The organism is Microbacterium sp. 22215 (assembly GCF_052045655.1).
Lineage (GTDB): Bacteria > Actinomycetota > Actinomycetes > Actinomycetales > Microbacteriaceae > Microbacterium > Microbacterium phyllosphaerae.
Genome location: NZ_JBQEPC010000001.1, coordinates 470147 through 489233, shown reverse-complemented (window position 1 = coordinate 489233; position 19087 = coordinate 470147). Strand labels below are relative to the sequence as shown.

Annotated in this window: 17 protein-coding genes; 3 read left to right on the top strand and 14 right to left on the bottom strand. The window is 68.6% G+C overall.

Translation table 11 applies throughout. The annotated features are described in order from the left end of the window. Together ACTJKH_RS02525 and rsmA are read right to left on the bottom strand one after the other, a co-directional pair. Entirely contained in the window at positions 1 to 1068 is a 1068-nt protein-coding gene (locus ACTJKH_RS02525) for an aldo/keto reductase (protein ID WP_440735632.1), read from the bottom strand. A gap of 9 nt (positions 1069 to 1077) precedes the next feature. Next, a complete protein-coding gene (gene rsmA, locus ACTJKH_RS02520; protein WP_440735631.1) occupies positions 1078 to 1947 on the bottom strand; it encodes a 16S rRNA (adenine(1518)-N(6)/adenine(1519)-N(6))-dimethyltransferase RsmA in 870 nt (289 codons plus the stop codon). 55 nt (positions 1948 to 2002) lie between these two features. On the opposite strand from rsmA, the gene ACTJKH_RS02515 reads away from it, so the two are divergent. After that, positions 2003 to 3280 carry an MFS transporter gene (locus ACTJKH_RS02515; RefSeq protein ID WP_440735630.1) on the top strand — a complete coding sequence of 426 codons (1278 nt, stop codon included), beginning with the start codon at positions 2003 to 2005 and terminating at the stop codon, positions 3278 to 3280. On the opposite strand, the gene ACTJKH_RS02510 is transcribed toward ACTJKH_RS02515, so the two are convergent. The 9 genes from ACTJKH_RS02510 to ACTJKH_RS02470 form a co-directional block, all read right to left on the bottom strand. Continuing rightward, positions 3262 to 4146, bottom strand: a complete 885-nt coding sequence (locus tag ACTJKH_RS02510) for a TatD family hydrolase (protein ID WP_440735629.1) — start codon at positions 4144 to 4146, stop codon at positions 3262 to 3264. The two genes, ACTJKH_RS02515 and ACTJKH_RS02510, sit on opposite strands and share 19 nt — an antisense overlap. A 2-nt stretch (positions 4147 to 4148) precedes the next feature. Then, positions 4149 to 5726: a methionine--tRNA ligase gene (gene metG / locus ACTJKH_RS02505; RefSeq protein ID WP_440735628.1), complete on the bottom strand. Its 1578-nt coding sequence runs from the start codon at positions 5724 to 5726 to the stop codon at positions 4149 to 4151. A 38-nt stretch (positions 5727 to 5764) separates the two neighbouring features. Next, a complete protein-coding gene (locus ACTJKH_RS02500) occupies positions 5765 to 7306 on the bottom strand; it encodes a molybdopterin-dependent oxidoreductase (protein WP_440735627.1) in 1542 nt (513 codons plus the stop codon). A 43-nt stretch (positions 7307 to 7349) separates the two neighbouring features. Continuing rightward, positions 7350 to 8519, bottom strand: a complete 1170-nt coding sequence (locus tag ACTJKH_RS02495) for a glycoside hydrolase family 1 protein (protein WP_440735626.1) — start codon at positions 8517 to 8519, stop codon at positions 7350 to 7352. A gap of 33 nt (positions 8520 to 8552) precedes the next feature. Continuing rightward, positions 8553 to 10268, bottom strand: a complete 1716-nt coding sequence (locus ACTJKH_RS02490; RefSeq protein ID WP_440735625.1) for an ABC transporter ATP-binding protein — start codon at positions 10266 to 10268, stop codon at positions 8553 to 8555. A 5-nt stretch (positions 10269 to 10273) separates the two neighbouring features. After that, complete coding sequence (locus ACTJKH_RS02485) at positions 10274 to 11188, bottom strand: ABC transporter permease (protein WP_210098510.1); 915 nt, start codon at positions 11186 to 11188, stop codon at positions 10274 to 10276. Next, a complete protein-coding gene (locus tag ACTJKH_RS02480; protein ID WP_440735624.1) occupies positions 11185 to 12165 on the bottom strand; it encodes an ABC transporter permease in 981 nt (326 codons plus the stop codon). The genes ACTJKH_RS02485 and ACTJKH_RS02480 overlap by 4 nt, the downstream gene beginning before the upstream one ends. Next, on the bottom strand, positions 12162 to 13826 hold the full coding sequence (locus ACTJKH_RS02475) for an ABC transporter substrate-binding protein (protein WP_440735623.1): 1665 nt from the start codon (positions 13824 to 13826) through the stop codon (positions 12162 to 12164). Before ACTJKH_RS02475 ends, ACTJKH_RS02480 begins: the two co-directional genes overlap by 4 nt. A 143-nt stretch (positions 13827 to 13969) precedes the next feature. Next, positions 13970 to 14422 carry a MarR family winged helix-turn-helix transcriptional regulator gene (locus ACTJKH_RS02470; RefSeq protein ID WP_440735622.1) on the bottom strand — a complete coding sequence of 151 codons (453 nt, stop codon included), beginning with the start codon at positions 14420 to 14422 and terminating at the stop codon, positions 13970 to 13972. A gap of 66 nt (positions 14423 to 14488) precedes the next feature. Here ACTJKH_RS02470 and ACTJKH_RS02465 point away from each other — a divergent pair, with 66 nt between their 5' ends. Then, the gene (locus ACTJKH_RS02465) at positions 14489 to 14857 is read left to right on the top strand and encodes a VOC family protein (RefSeq protein WP_440735621.1); all 369 of its coding nucleotides are present in this window, start codon (positions 14489 to 14491) and stop codon (positions 14855 to 14857) included. Positions 14858 to 14879: 22 nt separating this feature from the next. Here the strand turns inward: ACTJKH_RS02465 and ACTJKH_RS02460 are convergent, their stop codons facing one another. The 3 genes from ACTJKH_RS02460 to rsmI are packed head-to-tail and all read right to left on the bottom strand — an operon-like array spanning position 14880 to position 17480. Further along, complete coding sequence (locus tag ACTJKH_RS02460) at positions 14880 to 15986, bottom strand: LacI family DNA-binding transcriptional regulator (protein WP_440735620.1); 1107 nt, start codon at positions 15984 to 15986, stop codon at positions 14880 to 14882. Continuing rightward, a complete protein-coding gene (locus ACTJKH_RS02455; RefSeq protein ID WP_440735619.1) occupies positions 15983 to 16645 on the bottom strand; it encodes a class I SAM-dependent methyltransferase in 663 nt (220 codons plus the stop codon). The genes ACTJKH_RS02460 and ACTJKH_RS02455 overlap by 4 nt, the downstream gene beginning before the upstream one ends. A 13-nt stretch (positions 16646 to 16658) precedes the next feature. Next, positions 16659 to 17480 (bottom strand): 16S rRNA (cytidine(1402)-2'-O)-methyltransferase, encoded by an 822-nt coding sequence (rsmI, locus tag ACTJKH_RS02450; protein WP_440735618.1) that lies wholly within the window; start codon positions 17478 to 17480, stop codon positions 16659 to 16661. 49 nt (positions 17481 to 17529) lie between these two features. Between rsmI and ACTJKH_RS02445 the strand changes: the two genes are divergently transcribed. Continuing rightward, a complete protein-coding gene (locus ACTJKH_RS02445) occupies positions 17530 to 19083 on the top strand; it encodes a dolichyl-phosphate-mannose--protein mannosyltransferase (protein ID WP_440735617.1) in 1554 nt (517 codons plus the stop codon). The last annotated feature ends 4 nt before the right edge of the window (positions 19084 to 19087 follow it).

Genomic DNA, 19087 nt, shown 5'->3' with positions numbered 1-19087 from the left:
TCACAGCTCCGTGGACGACGCCCACAGGTCGACGTCGATGGAGCCTGCGGCCTCGTCGATGCGGGTGAGCTGGTCGGCCGTGAAGGCCGGGCCGTTGACCGCGGCGATGTTCTCGTCGAGTTGCGCGGGGCGCGAGGCGCCGACCAGCGCAGAGGCGACCACGGGGTTTCGCAGCGTCCACTGGATCGCCAGCTGCGCGAGCGACTGTCCGCGCTCCTTCGCGATCTCGTTCAGTGACCGGAGGGTCTCGACCGCGGCATCCGACAGCGGAGCCTCCGGCAGCGAACCGCGCTTCTGTGCGCGCGATGCGGTGCCGTCTCCGAGGTACTTGTCGGTGAGCAGGCCCTGCGCGAGCGGCGTGAACGCGATCGCGCCCACCCCCGCCTGATCGAGCGTCTCGGTGAGCCCGTCTTCGACCCAGCGGTTGAGGATCGAGTACGCGGGCTGGTGGATCACCAGCGGCGTGCCGAGCTCGGTGGCCACAGCGACGGCCTCGGCCGTGCGCTCGGCGCTGTACGACGAGATGCCGACATAGAGCGCCTTGCCCTGGCGCACGAGCGTGTCGAGCGCGGCGACCGTCTCGGCGACCGGGGTCACGGGGTCGGCGCGGTGCGAATAGAAGATGTCGACGTAGTCGAGACCCATGCGGGTCAGCGACTGCTCGGCGCTCGCGAGGATGTACTTGCGGCTCGCGAAGTCTCCGTAGGGACCGGGCCACATGTCCCAGCCGGCCTTCGACGAGATGATCAGCTCGTCGCGGTAGGGGCGGAAGTCCTCGGCGAAGATCCGCCCGAAGTTCTTCTCGGCCGAGCCGTACGGCGGGCCGTAGTTGTTCGCCAGGTCGAAGTGCGTGATGCCGCGGTCGAACGCGTGACGCAGCAGCTCGCGCTGGTTGTCGAGCGGGATGTTGTCGCCGAAGTTCCACCACAGCCCGAGCGAGATCGGCGGCAGGAAGAGCCCTGAGGTGCCCACCTGGCGATACTCGAACTGCTGGTAGCGGCTCTCGTCGGCCGCATACGGGCGGTGCAGCTCGGGGATGTTCGGACGGAAGCGAGGAGAGTCGGTCACGGTGCCAGGTTAGTCGGTGACGACCGCGTCTTCGATCCGAGCGACCTCCTGCGCAACACGCTGGTAGTCCTCGACCGTGAGGTCCTCGCCACGGGCCGTCGGAGCGACCCCGGCAGCGAGCAGCACCTCGGATGCCGCGGCAGAGCTGCCGAACATGCCCGACAGCGCCTGACGCAGCATCTTGCGCCGCTGGTTGAAGGCGGCATCCACGATCTGGAACGTGCGTCGACGCTCCTCCTCCGAGCCGCGCTCTCCCTCCGACCGGTCGAAGCCGACGAGCAGGCTGTCGACGTTCGGCACAGGCCAGAAGACCTGGCGCGACACCGTGCCGGATAGCCTCCACTCGCCGTACCAAGCGGCCTTGACACTCGGAGAGCCGTAGATCTTGGAGCCGGGCTTCGCCGCGAGGCGCTCGGCGACCTCGGCCTGCACCATCACGACTCCGCGCTTCAGGTACGAGAAGTTCTCGAGGAAGTGCAGCAGCACGGGGACCGAGACGTTGTAGGGCAGGTTCGCCACGAGGACGGTGGGTTCGCCCGGCAGCTCGGTGATGCGCAGCGCGTCGGCATCGACGACGGTGAGCATCTCGGCCGGCACCCCGTGCTCGACCGCGGTCTGCGGCAGACGGGCGGCGAGCCGGTGATCGATCTCGACGGCGGTGACGGATGCTCCGGCCTCGAGGATCGCGAGGGTCAGCGAGCCGAGCCCCGGTCCGACCTCGACGACCCGCTCCCCCGGCTGCACCCGCGCCGCGTGCACGATCTTGCGCACGGTGTTCGCGTCGACGACGAAGTTCTGTCCGAGCTTCTTGGTGGGTGTGACATCGAGCTCGGCGGCGAGCCGGCGGATCTCGGTGGCGCCGAGCAGGGTGACTGTCATTGCTCCATTGTCCCCCACCTCCATCAGTGTCCGAACCGGCCAGTAGTCTTCTGTGATGCCCTCCCTCGGTGAACTGATCGCACCTCGGCGCATGGGCAGGGATTTCCGCTGGCTGCTCGCGTCATCGTGGACGAGCAACGTCGGAGACGGTGTCGCGCTCGCGGCCGCTCCCCTGCTCATCGCGTCGATGACGTCATCGCCGATCCTCGTCGCGGCCGGCGCCATCCTGCAGTTCCTCCCCTGGCTGCTCTTCGGCCTGCATGCGGGGGCGATCGCCGATCGGTTCGACCGTCGCCGACTCGTCATGGTCGCCAACGCGGCGCGTGCGGTCGTGCTCGCGGGTCTCTGCGCGTTCCTCCTCACCGGCACCGCGAACATCTGGATCGTGCTCGCCACCGCCTTCCTCTACGGCACCGCCGAGGTGTTCGTCGACACGGCGGGCAGCACCCTGCTGCCGATGCTCGTGAAGCCGGCGGATCTGGGAATCGGCAACGCGCGTCTGCAGGCCGGCTACCTCGTCGCGAACCAGTTCGCCGGTCCTCCGCTCGGCGCCTTCCTCTTCGCCGCGGGAACCGCGTGGCCGTTCCTGCTCGAGATCCTCTGCGTGCTGCTCGCGGTCGTGCTGATCTCGCGCATGGCGCGCACCCCCGTGCCTCCGCGGTCGGCGGGCGCGGGCGAGAGGTCGCACGTACACACCGACATCGGCGAGGGGCTCCGCTGGCTGTGGCAGAACCCGCCGGTGCGGATGCTCGTGCTCATCATCCTGGTCTTCAACGTGACGTGGGCGGCCCCCTGGGGCGTGCTCGTGCTGTACGCCACCGAGCACCTGAACATGGGCGCCGTCGGCTACGGCGCGTTGACGACGGCATCCGCCGCGGGCGGTCTGCTCGCCACGCTGTGCTTCGGGTGGCTCGAACGCCACGTGTCGTTCGCGACGCTCATGCGCGTGGTGCTGTCGCTCGAGGTGCTGATGCACCTGGCCTTCGCCCTCACGACCGCCGGGTGGGTCGCGCTCGTGATCATGTTCGTGTTCGGCGCCTACGCGTTCGTCTGGGGCACGATCTCGACCACGGTGCGACAGCGCCTGGTGCCGGCCGAGCTGCAGGGCAGGGTCGCATCGGTCAACATGGTCGGGGTCTTCGGCGGCATGGTGATTGGCCAGGCGCTCGGCGGTGTGATCGCCGAGATCTGGGGACTCACCGCCCCCTGGTGGTTCGCGTTCGTCGGCGCCGCGCTCACGCTGCTGCTGGTCTGGAAGCCGATCTCGCAGATCGTCTCGGCGAAGCCGGTGTCCGACACGCAGGCGATCGAGACTCAGTCGAACGAGCCGTAGACCCGCAGGGTGTTGGCGGCGAGCTGCGCCGACAGCTCATCGACCTCGAGGCCGAGCTCCGCCGCCATGAATCGCACCGTGATCGGCACGAGATAGGGGGCGTTCGGCCGGCCGCGCAGCGGCGTCGGTGTGAGGAACGGCGCGTCGGTCTCGACGAGGATGCGATCGAGCGGCGTGACCTTCAGGGCATCCCGCAGATTCTGCGCGTTCTTGAACGTGACGTTGCCCGCGAACGACAGGTGGTAGCCGGCATCCGCACAGATACTGGCCATCGCGTCGTCGCCCGAGAAGCAGTGGAAGACCGTCTTCTCCGGCGCTCCCACCCGGGTCAGCGTCTCGAGCACCGCATCGTGCGCGTCGCGATCGTGGATCTGCATGGCGATGCCGTGCTTCTTGGCCAGCGCGATGTGCGCCTCGAACGATTCGAACTGCGGGGCGCGACGCTCGGGTTCGGTGCGGAAGAAGTCGAGCCCGGTCTCACCGATCGCGCGGGTGCGCGGGTGGGCGGCGAGCTCATCGATCACGGCGATCGCCTCGCTGAGACCGACCCCGCCGAGACGCCCCTGCTCGGCATACGCGGGCGCGTCGTTCGGGTGGATCGCGACGGCCGCGAGCACACGGGAGTCGGATGCCGCGGCCTCGACCGCCCAGCGGGACGACTCGATGTCGCCCGAGGCCTGCACCACGCCCGCGATGCCGACGGCCGCCGCGCGGTCGAGCTGCTCGGTCAGCGACAGCGGCTCATCGCCGTCGAGGATCTCGAGGTGCGCGTGGTTGTCGTAGACAGGCACGGCGAGCGGCTCGGGCGCCGCCGGATATCGGAGGTCCTTGCGGCCGCCGCCGTCTCGCTGCTGCACGTACGTCATGCTCAGGCGGTGGACTCCACGCGCGGGAACAGCGGCGCGAGACCGTTGACGCTCGTGCCCGGGCGCAGCACGCCCCAGGCGCCCGCCTCGCGGATCGGCTGGTCCTGCAGGCGGCCGAGGCTCTCGGCGGCGCCGAGCGCGACCCACAGCTTCTCGGTCGACTGCGGCATCACCGGCGAGAGCAGAACGGCGAGGGCGCGCAGGCCCTCGGCGCACGTGTACAGCACGGTGCCGAGGCGACCGCGCTGAGCCTCGTCGCGGGCCAGCGCCCAGGGCTCGTTCTCGGTGATGTATCCGTTCAGTGCGTCGACGATCGTCCAGATCGACGAGATGGCCTCGTCGATGCGGAACTGCTCGACGGCGGCATCCGCATTCGATGCCGCATCCGCCACGATCTTCTGGATCTCGAGGTCGCGCTCCGTGTACTCGGCGGCTGCCGGCACGACGCCCTCGAAGTACTTCTCGATCATCGCCGTGGTGCGCGAGGCCAGGTTGCCGAAGCCGTTCGCGAGCTCGGCCTGGTAGCGGGCCGAGAGGTCCTCCCACGAGAACGACCCGTCCTGGCCGAACGCGATCGCCGACAGGAAGTAGAAGCGGTACGCGTCGGAGCCGAAGACGTCGGTGATCTCGGTCGGCGCGATGCCGGTGAGCTTCGATTTCGACATCTTCTCGCCGCCGACCAGCAGCCAGCCGTGCGCGAACACGCCCTTCGGCACGTCGAGGCCTGCGGCCATCAGCAGTGCGGGCCAGATGACGGCGTGGAAGCGCAGGATGTCTTTTCCGACCACGTGGTACGCGGGCCAGCGGCGGTCGAACGTCTCCTCGTCGGAGCCGTAGCCGACGGCCGTGGCGTAGTTGAGCAGCGCATCGACCCACACGTAGATGACGTGGGACTCATCCCACGGGAGCGGGATGCCCCAGTCGAACGTCGAGCGCGAGATCGAGAGATCCTTGAGGCCCTGGCTCACGAACGAGACGACCTCGTTGCGCGCCGAGTCGGGGCGCACGAAATCGGGCTGCGTCTTGTAGAGGTCGAGCAGGCGGTCCTGGAACTCGCTGAGCTTGAAGAAGTAGTTCTTCTCCTGCAGCAGCTCGAGCGGCTTCGAGTGGATCGCGCAGACCTTGAGCCCCTCGAACGGACCGGTGCCGTCGACGATCTCGGACTCGGGCTTGAACTCCTCGCAGCCCACGCAGTACAGCGCCTCGTACTCGCCCGCGTAGATGTAGCCGCGGTCGTAGAGCCGCTGGAAGAACGTCTGCACGTTCGTCTCGTGGCGCTCCTGCGTGGTGCGGATGAAGTCGTCGTTCGCCACGTCGAGGGTCTTCAGCAGCGGGAACCACGCCTCGGTGACGAGCTTGTCGACCCACTCCTGCGGGGTGACGTTGTTCGCCGCGGCAGCGCGGAGCATCTTCTGGCCGTGCTCATCGGTGCCCGTGAGCATCCACGTGTCATCGCCGCCCTGACGGTGCCAACGCGCGAGCGCGTCGACCGCCACCGAGGTGTACCCGTGGCCGATGTGAGGCACATCGGAGGGGTAGTAGATGGGCGTGGTGATGTAGAACGATTCGCCTGCGGGCATGGGGTCAATTCTAGGTGGGAAGACGGGGGTGGTTACGCTCAGGCGACCGAGACCTGGATGCGGTGCCAGCCCTGGGCGCCGTCGGGCACGACGTCCGCCGGATCGGACGTCTGGGTCTCTCCGTCGGCGCTGATCGCCCGACACTCGATCGTGTGCGCGCCGCTCTCCGCCGTCCAGGGCAGACGCCACTGCACCCACGTGTCGGCCGAGATCGCGGTCGCGAGCTCCGCGCGACGCCACGGCCCCTCGTCGACGCGAACCTCGACCCCGTCGACTCCCACATGCTGCTGCCACGCCATTCCGGCGATCACGGCGTCGCCGGCGTCGATGCGCTGACCCGGGCGCGGCACGTCGATGCGCGACTGCAGCTTGACGGGTCCGCGTTCCGACCATCCACGGTCGGTCCAGTACGCGGATGCCTGATCGAACCGGGTGACCCGCAGTTCTGTCACCCACTTCGTCGCCGACACGTACCCGTAGAGCCCCGGGACCACCATGCGCACCGGGAATCCGTGCTCGATCGGCAGCGGGTCACCGTTCATCCCCACGGCGAGCAGGGCGTCGCGATCGTCGGTGAGCGCCTCGATCGGCGTCGAGGCGGTGAATCCGTCGGACGACCGGGAGAGCACCATGTCGGCATCCGAATCGACCCCCGCGCGGGCGAGGAGCTCGCGGATCGGGTGTCCGAGCCAGCGGGCGTTGCCGATCAGATCGCCGCCGACCTCGTTCGAGACGCACGCGAGTGTCACGTGCGTCTCCGTCATCGGCAGGGTCAACAGCTCGTCCCACGTGATCACGACCTCGCGCTCGACCATCCCGTGAATGCGCAGCGACCAGTCGGCCGGGTCGATCCGCGGCACTATGAGCGCGGTGTCGATGCGGTAGAACTCGGTGTTCGGGGTGACGACGGAGGCGAGTCCGGGGATGTCGAGCTCGGCCGCGGCCGGTACCGCCGGGGCGGCGGTGGTCGGAGCGGGCAGGCGAAGCATCGTGCGCACCGCCTCGATCGACCTGGTCGCGCCGCGAGCGACGTTGCCGATCGCGAGTGCCGCGAGTCCCGTGGCGGCGACGCCGACCGTCCACAGCAGGAACCGTCTGCGCTCCTCGTGCTCGGCGCGAAGATACGGAACCGGATGCACCGTGCGCATGAGGAGCCTCAGCGCGACCACCGCGGCGACGCCGGCGACGAGACCGGGCAGCCAGGCGAAGGGCCCCGCGCCGGGGCGGATCATCGCGGCCACCAGAGCGAGCACGCCGAGCGCGCCGAGGATGGCGGAGCCCACACCCGCCCGGCGGGACTCGAGGATGCCGGCGAGCGCCGCGACGCCCACGAGCACGATCGCGATGCCGGTGATGAGCGCGACCTTGTCACCGGTGCCGAAGAGAGCGATGGCCGCATCCTTCGCCCAGCTCGGGGCGAGATCGATCAGACCGCTGCCGATCACCGCGAACGGACTCGCGCTCGGTTCGACGACCGCGGCGACCAGCTCCGCCAGGCCGACCGCGACGACCGCCGCGCTCAGCCCGGCGGCCGCCGATCGGAGCCTGTCACCGCGCGCCGTACGGGTTGCATGGCTCATGATCCGAGGGTAACCCCGGGGCAGAGCCCCGGGGTCGTCCGGCTCAGAGCCCGTTACGACGCGCGACCTCGCCGAGCCAGGCGAGCGAGGGCTTCGGGGAGCGCTCGAACGTCTCGTGGTCGAAGCCGATCAGACCGAACGTCGGACGGAATCCGCTGGCCCACTCGTAGTTGTCGAGCGCGCTCCAGTGCTGGTACGCCTTCACCTCGATGCCGTCGGAGATCGCGCGGTGGAGTCCCTCGAGGGCGCCCTGCGTGTAGGCGATGCGGCGCGTGTCGTCGCCGGTCGCGATGCCGTTCTCGGTCACGAGCACGGGCACGCCGCCGCTGCGCTCCCAGGCGCTGCGCACGCCCATCTCGAGCGCCTCGGGGAAGAACTCCCACCCGGTGAGGGTGGTCTCGACGTCATCGGCGACCGGCCGCGGGCCCTCCGGCCCGATGAAGGTGCGCGTGTACGCCTGCACGCCGACGAAGTCGTCGCCGGCCGACTGGTCGAGATACCAGTGATCGCGAGGGTCGCCGTACTCGGCGAGCATCTCGTCGGCCCCGGGCTCGCCCGTGGAGTGGAAGGCCTGCGTCGCGATCGTCCATCCGGCCCGCACACCCGAGACGGAGTGCAGGATCTCGGAGGCGCGGTGGTGCGCATCGAGCAGCGTGTCCGCGACGGCGAGGTCGGGGTTCGGCAGCCCGAACGCGACGAGGTTGGCCGCATCCTCTCCCCCGGCGAGCATCGCCGCGATGTTCGGCTCGTTGATCGTGCAGACGTACGTCACACCCTCGAGGATCGGGAGCACCGTCTCGACATAGCGCGAGAACAGGTCGACCGCGTCATCCGCACGCCAGAAGCCGTCCTTCTGGAACCACTGCGGCACCGTGAAGTGCATCAGCGTGACCGTGGGGTCGAGCCCGTTCTCGCGCGCCGTGTCGATCATGCGGCGGTAGTGGTCCAGCATCGCGCGAGACACGAAGCCGCGCTCCGGCTCGATGCGGGCCCACTCCATCGAGAAGCGGTACGAGTTCAGACCGGCGTCAGCCAGCAGACGCATGTCCTCCGGGTACCGGTGGAAGTGGTCGGCGGCGTCGCCCGAGGGCTCGACCATCGGCGAGCCCGGAGCATGCTCCATCGCCCACCAGTTGCTGGTCGTGTTGTTCCCCTCCACCTGATGGGCTGCGGTCGCAGCTCCCCAGAGAAAGCCGTCAGGGAATGTGAGCACGAGTGCTCCTTTCGTCTTGCGATGGGTCTTCGGTCAGCGCTCGGCACGTGCCGGGTTGGGCACGGCGTCGAGCAGCTGCACGGTGTACTCGTCCTCCGGATGCTGAAGCACCTGAGAGGTCTCGCCGCGTTCGACGACGCGACCGCTGTTGAGCACGAGGATGTTCTCGGTGACGAGGCGCGCGCTGAGCAGATCGTGGGTGATGTAGAGCATGCTGATGCCCCACCTCTCGCGCAGATCCTCGAGCAGGGCGAGCACACCCGCACGCAGCGACACGTCGAGCATCGACACGGGCTCGTCGGCGATCAGCACCTGCGGATCGCTCGCGAGCGCCCGGGCGATGACCACGCGCTGACGCTGTCCACCCGACAGCTGGTGCGGCAGCTTGGCTGCGAACTGCTCCACGGGCGTCAGGCCCACCGTCTCGAGGAGATCGAGCACGCGGGCCCTCGCCTCCTCGCCTCGGAGCGGCGTGTAGTTGCGGATCGGCCGGCTCAGCGCGTACTCCACCGTGTGCAGCGGGTTCAGCGCCGCATACGGGTCCTGGAACACCATCTGCACGTCCTTGCGCAGGTCGCGCAGACCCTTGCGCCTCAGGGTCGCGACGTCGACGTCTCCGAAGCGCACGGCGCCCTCGGTCGGCTTCTCGACTCCGGTGATGAGCTTCGCGATCGTCGACTTTCCCGATCCGGAGGCCCCGACGAGAGCCAGTGCCTCACCGGGTTCGAGCCGGAAGGACACATCGTCGACGGCGGTCACCGGCTTCTCCCCGCGACGGGGGGCCGGGTAGCGCTTCGACACCCCCTCGACCACGATCGCGGCATCGGCCCGTCGGGTGTCTCGCTGCGACACCGTGGGCAGGGTCTCGGTGAGGTCGGTGCGCGAGTGTCCCTCGCGGCGTCGGGTGCCGAGGTCGACGAACCCGGGGATCGAGATCGACTCGGCCCGGGGATCGGCGTAGTGGCTCAACAGCATCCGGGTGTACTCGTCCTGCGGACGGTGCAGGATGTCGAGGCTCGGCGCGTCTTCGACGATCCGCCCCTCGTGCATCACCATCACGCGGTCGGTCGCCTCGAGCACGATGCCCAGGTCGTGGCTGATGAGGATCGCGGTGAAGTGCTCGGAGCGCTGCAGATCCTTGATCGTGTCCATCACGGCGTGCTGCACGAGCACGTCGAGAGCGGTCGTCGGCTCGTCGAACACCATCAGCTGCGGCTCGAGCGACAGAGCGAGCGCGATCGAGGCGCGCTGGCGCATACCGCCCGAGAGCTCACCCGGGTACCGGGAGAGCACCACCGGGTCGAGCCTGACCTTGCCGACCAGCTCGCGCGCCCTGGCACCCCGACTCTCGCGGGCGACGTGCCCGTGAGCCGCGAAGATGTCCTGGAAGTGGTTGCCGATCGTGCGGACAGGGTTCAGCGCGTTCATGCCCGACTGCAGCACCATCGCGAATCCACCCTGACGCTGGCGGCGCAGCTCCTCGGCGTTCAGCTCGCGGATGTCGTGACCGTCGAAGAGGATCCGTCCTCCGCTGATCCGGGCCGGCGGCTTCTGCAGTCGTGTCAGCGCGAAGCCGAGCGTCGACTTGCCCGAGCCCGATTCGCCCACGAGTCCGACGAACTCGCCGCGACGCAGTGTGAACGAGACGTTCTCGACCGCGGTGACAGGCTTCGTGCCGGGCGATGCGTACTCGACGGACAGCCCCTGGACATCCAGCAGCACGTCGTCCGTGGGAGTGTTCGCTTCCATGGCGCTCATCGTCCCTTCCCCTCTCGCAGGCGCGGATTGGAGATTCCGTCCACGCCGAAGTTGATCAGTGTCAGGCTCAGAGCGAGCAGGGCGATGCAGAGACCGGGGGCGAACAGCAGCAGCCACTGCCCGGTGAGCAGCGAGTTGGAGTTCTGCGCCCAGTAGAGCATGGTGCCCCAGCTGACGATGCTCGAGTCTCCGAGACCGAGGAACTCGAGGCCCGCCTCGGCGAGGATCGCCGCGGTCGCCGCCCCGAAGAGCGTGCCCGCGATGATCGACGTCATGTTCGGCAGGATCTCGCGGAACACGATGCGCGCCCGGCTGTCGCCCGAGAACTGCGCCGAGGTGACGAAGTCGTTGCCCCGGAGCGACTGGGTCTGGCTGCGCAGCACACGCGCGCCCCACGCCCAGCCGGTGACGACGATCACCGCGATGATCATCAGGATGCCGCCGTTCTGCAGGTAGGCGGCGATCACGATCATCAGGGGAAGGCCCGGGATCACGAGGAAGAGGTTGACGATGAAGCCGACCACCTCTCCCGCGAAGCCGCGCATGTAGCCCCAGCTGAGTCCGATCAGCACCGCGACGATCGTCGAGAGGAGACCGGCGGCCATGCCGACCAGCAGGCTGATCTGCGAACCGTAGATCAGCTGACTCAGGACGTCTTCGCCCGCGGCCGTGGTCCCGAGCCAGTGCGCGGCCGACGCGTCGGCGTTGCGCTCGAACGAGTTGTCCTTCGGGCCGTAGGGCGCGATCAGCGGAGCGAACACCGCGACGAGCACGAACAGACCGAGGATGACGAGGCCCAGGCGGGCCTTGCCGTTGGACCAGAGCGTGCCCACCATCCGGGCGAACGAACGCCACGGGCTGGGAGCCGCGATCCGGTCGGAGGGAACCTTGACATTCATGGTGGAGGTCATCGGCGGGTCCTTGGATCCAGCACGCCGTACAGGATGTCGACGAGGAAGTTGGCGACGAGCACGCTCACGGTGATCATCAGGAAGAGCGCCTGCATGAGCGGGTAGTCCTGCCCGATCACGGCGTTGAAGAGCAGATATCCGATGCCGGGATACCCGAACACCTGCTCCACGAGGATCGATCCGCCGACCACTCCGCCGAGCGTGAGCCCGAAGCCGGTGAGGTTCGGCAGGATCGCGTTTCGTGCGGCGTAGCGGAGGGCGATCGTGCGACCGTGCAGACCGTTCGCCTCGGCGAAGGTCACGTAGTCGTCACCCAGCGTGTTGATCATCGCGTTGCGCATGCCGATGATCCATCCGCCGAGTGACGTCAACAGGATCGTCACCGCCGGGAGGATCGCATGCTGCACGAGGTCGATCAAGAAGTCCCAGGTGAAGCCCGGCGTGGTGGTCGCCGAGTAGGCACCCGTCGTCGGGAACCAGTGCAGCACGTAGCCGAAGAAGAACAGCAGCAGCAGCGCTGTCCAGAAGTACGGGAAGGTGCTGAGGAACGAGCCGGTCAGCGTCGGCAGCGAGTCCAACCACGTACCGCGGCGCCAGGCCGCGGCGGTGCCGATCAGCGTGCCGATCACGAACGCGAGGATCGTGACGATGCCGACCAGGCCGATCGTGTAGGGCAGCGCGGTCGAGACCATGCTCGACACGGTCTGCGGGTAGAACGTGTACGAGACGCCGAAGTCGAGTCGGGCGACCTGACCGAGGTAGGCCACGTACTGGTCCCAGATCGACCCGGTGGGAACACCGAGCTGGGCCTCGATCGCGGCGCGCGTCGCATCGGACACGGGTCCGTTCTGCGAGAGCTTCGCGATCGCGGCGTCGGCCGGGGAACCGGGCATGAGACGCGGAAGGAAGAAGTTCAGCGTGACGGCCGCCCACAGCGTGAGGACGAACAGCCCGACCTTCTGGAGGACGTACTTCATCGGTCATCCTCCTTCACGCGCTCGAGCCGGGTGAAGATGCCCAGCGGTGCCGAGTCGTAGTTCTGCGGGATCATGTACGGGTCGTCCTCTGAGGGCCATCCGGTGAACTTGGAGTCGTTGAACAGGCCCCAGATGCCGCCGTAGTAGAGACCGATGACGGGCATCTCGTCGTAGACGATTCCCTGCAGCTCCTTCACGATCTCTGCCTGACGTGCGGTGTCGACCGTCTCGCGGTACTCCTTGAGCAGCGCGTCCGCCTCGTCCGAGCGGTACCGCTCGAAGTTGTTCGCGGTGGCTTCGCCGGAGGGCACGTAGAACTCGCTCGAGAGCAGGTTGTTGTAGGCCTGGTAGACGTCGCCGTTGCCCATGCCGCCGATGGCCATCTCGAAGTCGCCGTTGCTGATGGCGCTCTGGTAGCCGGCCGGCTGCGGGAGCTTGAGCGTCACCTTGACGCCGACCTTCGCCAGCTGGCTCTGCACGGTCTGCGCCGCGCGGGTCCAGTCGGAGAATCCGTTGGCCGTGGTCAGCGCGAATTCGAGCTGCTTTCCGTCTGCTCCGACGAGTCGGTCGCCGTCGAGCGTGTAACCCGCTTCGGCGAACGCGTCGAGTGCGGCATCCGTGTCCTGGGTGATCATGCCCCCATCGGGGATGCTCGGATCCAGGTACTCCTCCTGGTTGGGGAGGATGAGTCCGGTCTGGCCAGCGGGCTGCATGTAGCCCTCCGAGGCGGTCTCGGCGATCTCCTCGCGGTCGAGCGAGAGGGCGATGCCTCGGCGCACGTTCACGTCGTCGAACGGCGCGACCTCGAGGTTCGGCATCAGCGCGATCACGCCACCGGGCGGGAACCACCAGGCGTTGTGCTCGCTGGCTGCACCCCACGTGCCCTCGACATCGGAGATGAACGAGTAGGCCCAGTCGTAGCCGCGCGTGACGGTGTCGAGCTGGGAGTTCGTGGACGGCAGGATGATGTGCTCGATCTCGATCTTGTCGGCCTGCCAGTAGTCGGGGTTCTTGTCGACCGAGTACTGCTGGTCGTTGTAGTTGCCGAGCACGAACGGGCCGGTGCCGACCGGGTTCTCGTTGCGGTAGGTCCCGGGGTCCTTGACGTCGGCCCAGAGGTGCTCGGGGACGATCATGGTCTGGCCGAGGATCGGCAGCGACGGAGCGTCATCGGTCTGCAGGTGCATGATGACGTCGTTCCCGTCGGTCTCGACGGACTCGAGGTGCTGCCAGGCACCCTTGATGTCGAGCGAGGGGTTGTCCTTGAGCAGCTGGAACGTGAACGCCACGTCATCGGGCGTCAGCTTCTCGCCGTCACTCCACTCGACGTCATCGCGGATCGTCATCACGATCGTGCGGGCGTCGGGCTGCGACCAGTCGCTCGCCAGCCACGGGTTCTGGGTTCCGTCGAGCGGGTTCACCAGGATCAGCGGCTCGTAGATCCACCGCGACGCGGTGCGCGTGTTGGTCAGATACGGGTTGAAGTTCCGCGTGAAGAACGGGTTTCCCTTGTCCGCATTGATGAGCATCGTGTCGTCGCCGATCGATGGATCGGGCTGCGAACTGATCTGGATGCTGCATCCGCTGAGCACGACGGCTGCTGCCGCCAGTCCCACGATCGCGGCTCTCCGCCAGCGTCGGAGCATGTGCGTCTTCGCCACACTGCCACCTCATGTCGTCTGTGTCATGAAGGGGGTCCCGCGAGTCGGGGGCGCCCCGCGGCCGGAGCCGCATGATTGATTGTAAGCGCATACATTCGGGAGATGCAAGGCGTTGCACGCTGGGAGCGGTGCCAGACCCGGTGCTACTCGGTGCCGCCGCGCAGTGAGTGCGTCATGCTCCGGAGCGCCCGGAATGCCGCCGCCTGCTCGGCATCCGTCATGCCCGACAGCATCCTGACCTCGACGGATCGCACCGCAGCCGTCGCCGCCGCCAGGCTCTGCCTGCCCTGCGGGGTGAGCGTCGTCGGGAGGGCCTTGCCTGCGGGAGGCTCGGCGGGCCTCGTGACAAAACCATCGCGCTCGAGCCCCTGCAGCAGAACGTTCATCGACTGCCTCGTGACGAACGCGCCACGGGCGAGTTCCGAGTTCGACAGGCCGGGGCGCTGAGCGAGCAGTTCGAGGCAGGAGTAGTGCGTGATGGTCATCCCGAGCGGGCGCAGCACCTCTTCCATCGCCGCGCGAAGCGCGCTCGCGGCCTCCTTGAGCAGATACCCGAGCGATGTGTCCAGGTCGATGCCCGCTCCGTCTTGACTCATGTCAGTAGTCTGACATAGGTTGATGCATGTCAGATAACTGACACAAACTAGCGAAAGAGTCTCATCATGCCCGTCACCGGCCCCGACTTCGTCTCCCTCCAGACCCGCGACCTCAGCGCCTCCCAGGCCTTCTACGAGAAGTACCTCGGCCTCGTCCGCTCGCAGGCCGGTCCCCCGCACGCCGTCGTCTTCGAGACGACGCCGATCGCGTTCGCGCTGCGGGATCTCGCGCCGGGTACCGACCTCGACGGAGTCGATCAGCCGGGGATCGGCGCCGCGATCTGGCTGCACGCGACCGATGTGCAGGAGATCCACGACTCACTCGCCGCCGATGGACACACGATCGTGGCGGATCCGGTCGACGGCCCGTTCGGTCGCACCTTCACGTTCGCCGACCCTGACGGCTACCGCATCACGCTGCACGACCGGGCCTGAACGGGCGGTGCCGAACTCTCGACTACCCGGGGCGCTGCGAGCTCTCGCGGACGAGGATCTGCAACGGCAGACGCACTGTCATCGGATCGGCATCCGGCTGCTCGAGGCGCCGTGCGAGCAGCTGCACCGCGGCACGACCGAGGTCGATCATCGGCTGGCGAACGGTCGTCAGAGCAGGCCGTGACAGCGCGGCCGCCTCGAGGCCGTCGAAGCCGGTGACCCTCACGTCGTCGGGCACGCGGATGCCCGCCGAGCGGAACGCGTCGATCGCCCCGAGAGCCATCTGGTCGTTCGCCGCGACCAGCACCGACGGCGCCCCGCGGGAGATGAGCTGTTCGGCGGCGGCCTGGCCCGATGCGCGGGTGAAGTCGCCGCGGAGCACGGTCACGTCGTCGATCGAGAGCCCCGCCTCGGCGACGGCGGCAGCGAACCCCTCCCACCGCTGTGCGCCGTCGGGAGAGTCTTCGGGGCCGCCGAGGAAGGCGATCCCCCCGCGGTCGGCCTGCGCGAGCACGAGACGGGTCAGCTCGGTCATCGCCTCGGCGTTGTTGACCGTCACGTGATCGTAGCTGTCGCCGCGCGCCGGCCCCGAGAGCACGACCACGGGGATCCGCTGAGCGAGTCGGGCGAGCACGTCGTCCGGCACGCTCTGCGCGAGCACCATCAGCCCGTCGACGCGACCGGCGATGTCGCGCACGGTCTCCCGTGCGGGATCACCTCGGCCGACGCCGATCATGAGCACGAAGCCCTGCTTCCAGGCCTCGAGCTCGGCACCGCGCAGCACCTCGTCGAGGAACAGCATGGTCGGATGCGGCGCATCCACGTCGTCCGATGCCCGCTCGACCGTGAACGGCGGCGCGTCGGCTTGCCCCTCGGCGAGGACGTCGAGCACCGGGGCGTCCTCCGACGCGTCGAACCCCGGGAAGTAGAGGCCCAGCACTCCGGTGCGGCGTTCGGCCAGGCCGCGAGCGCTGCCGCTGGGCACGTACCCGAGCTCCGAGACGGAGTCGAGCACCCGTTCGCGGGTGGCGGGGCGCACGGCATCCGGCTGCCTCAGCACGCGTGAGACCGTGGCGATCGACACTCCGGCGCGCTCTGCGACGTCGTAGACGGTCGCCTTCTTGCTCACGCTCGGTCCTCCTCCGGTTGCGTGTGCACCAGGGTACCCGCCGCCGCGCGGGCGATGAGCGAGCCGTGGGGGCGGGCGCTGATCTCGCCGGGCTCCCTGCCGCGGGTCTCGCTCGACACGACCTCGAGCCCCGCGTCGGCGAGGACATCGGCGAGCGCGTCGACGGACCAGAAGTACGCAGGGGCGACGGCGTGCGCGAACGCCTCGCGCGGCTCTCCGTCGAAGAACCCGATGAGGATGCTGCCGCCGGGGGCGAGCACACGGGTGAACTCGTCGAGAACCCCGGACACGTCGTGGGGCGGGGTGTGGATCAGCGAGTACCAGGCGAGGATGCCGCCGACCGACCCTGCCTCGACCGGCAGGTCGCGGAACGAACCGAGGTCGAACCGGATGCCGGGATGGTCGGCGCGCGCGGTCGCGACGAACTCCGCCGAGAGGTCGATCCCCTGCACTGCGCGCCCATCGCGCGACAGGAACTCCGTCCAATGCCCGGGGCCGCATCCCGCATCCAACAACAGGCCTGGTGTGCCGTCACGCCAGGCGGCGATGACGACCGCATCCCGAGCATCCATCTGCTCGATCGTGCCGGCCACCGCGACGTACTCCATCGCCCGCGCGTCGTACGCCGCCGCGATGTCGGCATCGGCCTCGACCGTCATCAGCTGTGAGCCGTCACGAGCTGCGGGCCGCGAGTGCTGCCTGGTAGAGGTCGCGGGACGACAGGCCTGTGGCCGCGGCGACCTCGGCGCACGCCTCCTTCAGACGCACTCCGGATGCCACGAGCTTATGCACCTGCGCGAGCGCGTCGTCCGCCGACGCCTCGCGATGGGGCGCGCCCTCGACCACGACGACGATCTCACCCTTGACCCCCGCTGTCGCCCACTCGACGAGCTCGGCCGACGTGCCGCGGCGCACCTCCTCGTAGAACTTGGTGAGCTCGCGGCACACCGCGATGCGGCGGTCGTCACCGAAGGCCGCCCCCATGTCGGCGAGCGACGAGGCGAGGCGCGCGGGCGACTCGAAGAAGACCATCGTGCGGGGTTCTGCGGCGAGCGCGCGCAGGGTCGAGCACCGCTCGCCGGGCTTTCGCGGAAGGAACCCCTCGAAGGTGAAGCGGTCCGTCGGCAGTCCCGAGATCGACAGCGCCATCAGCACGGCACTGGGCCCCGGGATCGCCGTCACCGTCACGCCCTGCGCGACGGCCTCGGCGACGAGTCCGTAGCCGGGGTCGCTGATCGCCGGCATCCCGGCATCGCTGACCACGACGACATCGGTCTCGACGGCGAGCGCCGCGAGCTCGGCGGCCTTCTGCTTCTCGTTGTGGTCGTGCAGTGCGATCAGCCGCGGCCGATTGGTGATCTGCAGCGCCTGCAGCAGCCGTCCGGTGGTGCGTGTGTCCTCCGCGACGACGACCTCGGCGTTCTCCAGCACTTCGACGAGGCGACGCGAGACATCCCCGAGGTTTCCGATCGGTGTTGCGGCGAGGATGATCACCCGCCCAGCTTAGGCGGGACCTCAGGGGCGGGTTGTCTAGGCTGGAGCGGTGACCGCGCCCGTGCCCCTGCTGCCTCCTCCCGAGGAGCGACTGACGCGCTACGGGCAGCTGCGAGACCGCATCCTGCACAACCCCGACTGGGGACGGATGCTGCGCTGGTTCGCGCCCCTCGTCGTGACCGCTCTGGCCGCGGTGCTGCGCCTGGTCAACCTCGGACATCCGCACCAGCTCGCGTTCGACGAGACCTACTACGTCAAGGACGCGTGGTCGCTGTGGACCCTGGGGTACGAGGGCACCTGGGGCAAGGACGCCAATGAGGCGTTCATCACCCTGCAGGAGCTGCCGCTGTCGGATGTGGGCTCGTTCATCGTGCATCCGCCCCTCGGCAAATGGCTGATCGCTCTCGGCATGGCCGTCGGCGGCCCCGACAACACCGTCGGGTGGCGGATCGCCGTCGCGCTGCTCGGCACCGCGACCGTGCTGCTCGTCTACCTGGTCGCCCGCCGCCTGACCGGATCGATCGTCGTCGCCACCGTCGCCGGAACCCTGCTGGCGATCGACGGCCTCAGCATCGTGATGAGCCGCACCGCCCTGCTCGACGGTCCGCTGACGTTCTTCCTGATGCTCGGAGCACTGTTCATCCTGTACGACCGCGACCGGGTGATCCCCGTGCTCGAGCGGGCGGACCCCGACTCTCCCGACCCCCTGTGGGGGCCGGTGCTGTGGCGCCGCCCGTGGCTGATCGCCGCAGGCCTCGCTCTCGGCGCCGCCTGCGCCGTGAAGTGGTCCGGCCTCTACGCCCTCGCCGCCTTCGGGCTCTACGTCGTGGTCACGGATGCTCTCGCGAGACGCCGCGCCGGAGTGGTGCTGTGGCCGACCGCCGCCGCGTTCCGCCAGGGCCCGGTGTCGTTCGTGCTGCTCGTGTTCCCCGCGCTCGGGGTGTATCTCGCCAGCTGGACGGGATGGCTGGTGACCTCGGGCGGCTATGCGCGCCAGAGCGACCCGAATCCGCTGATCGCGCTGTGGAACTATCACGAGGCGATCCTGAACTTCCACGTCGGGCTCATCAAGGGCCACCCGTATGCGAGCCCCGCCTGGGAGTGGCCGTTCCTGCTGCGCCCCACGGCGGTGTGGGTGGGATCCGACCCAGGGCCCTGCGGCGTCGATCACTGCATCGCCGTGATCTCGACGATCCCGAACCCGATCATCTGGTACGCCGGAGTCGCGGCAGCCGTCTACCTCATCTACCGGCTCGTGCGGGGCTGGTTCGACCGGACGCCGGTCGGACCGGCGCTCACGTTCCCGCTGGTCGGGCTCGCGGCGACCTACGTGCCCTGGCTGCTGTTCCCCGAGCGCACGATCTTCCAGTTCTACACGGTGGCGATGGCGCCGTTCCTCGTGATCGGACTCGCCGTCGTGCTGCGTCAGATCGCCGGGCGGCGGGAGGATCCCCTGCATCGACGGCAGTCCGGCGAACGCACGGTGTTCATCTTCCTCGCCGTGGTGGTGCTGATCTCCGCGTTCTTCTATCCCGTGTGGACCGGGATGAGCGTTCCCTACGACTTCTGGCTGCTGCACAACTGGATGCCGGGCTGGATCTGAGGCG